General features: G+C 40.5%; 1 protein-coding gene and 1 pseudogene. One reads left to right on the top strand and one right to left on the bottom strand.

From position 1 onward, the window contains the following. Positions 1-835: LapD/MoxY N-terminal periplasmic domain-containing protein (locus AC3AYF_RS21640; protein ID WP_487780525.1), on the bottom strand; the 835-nt coding region annotated here is incomplete at its 3' end. Between the two features lie 66 nt (positions 836-901). Between AC3AYF_RS21640 and AC3AYF_RS21635 the strand changes: the two are divergent. Next, positions 902-1073 (top strand): annotated as a pseudogene (locus tag AC3AYF_RS21635) (aspartate aminotransferase family protein); the annotation flags it as partial.

Below are 1073 nucleotides of genomic sequence, written 5' to 3'. Positions count from 1 at the left end.
CGTGTGCACTGGCAATACGTTCAATATCTGCTAAATCAACACGGATTCCAAATAAACAAGGGCCTAATTCATCGTGCAGCTCGCGTGCCAAATCTTTACGTTCCGCCTCTTGTACAGATAACATGCTCTCAGCTAATTCATGATTCTCTGCCATTGCACCTTCTAAAACACCCGCCATATGATTAAATCGATTTTGAATCGGCGTTAATTCTTTTACTACCGACGTTTCAACTCGCGCAGAAAAATCACCTTTTTCTAATTGCCCTAATGCATCAGCCAAATACTCTAACGGTTTTAAGCCTTCTCGCAAGGCTATATAAACCAACCCTACAATCAAAATTAAAAAGAACGAACCTAGCCAGAGAATAACTTGCATATCACGCCATACCTCAGTCACCTCATCACTTGGATCAGACTCAACCACCAAATAACCATATGATTTACTACCCTTAGTGATTAATCGTTTAAATGCGACTGCTTCCGGTTTCATCATTTTGATAAACCAATTTGGCGCCTCAGGTTTATTAATAAAATGAGCACTCTCTTCATGGCCAATCAACGGTCTACCATCCATATCTTCAAACCATGCTCTAATATGGCGAGTGCCACGAACGCTATCCACAATAAGTGTTAATCGATCACTTAAATCATTAGCGAAACGTAATGTTGGCAAGGCGTTGATTAATAGGCCTCTCGCTAATTGAGTACTGGATTCCATTTCAGCAACCAGTGCTTGACGGGCATTTTTCACCATAAAGAACCCCGCAGCAGCGAAGTTAATCAACAATATAATGGTCACTATTATTACTATTCTAAATTTTAAGCTCATAATCATCAGTCATTAGCCAATATGAGCTAGAATTATCGCACATCTTTAGAATTCGTCTTTTAGGAATACAGCATGCAAACCAATCACGACCTTTTTGTTCAGGCCCAACAACATATTCCAGGTGGTGTAAATTCACCCGTGCGAGCATTTAAAGGTGTAGGCGGCGACCCTATTTTCTTTCGCGAAGGTAAGGGTGCTTGGCTAACGGATGCTGAAGATAAACGCTATATTGATTATGTAGGTT

The organism is Salinicola sp., from assembly GCF_982684285.1.
Note: the sequence above shows the minus strand (reverse complement) of the source record. Positions and strands in the feature narration are given on the sequence as shown.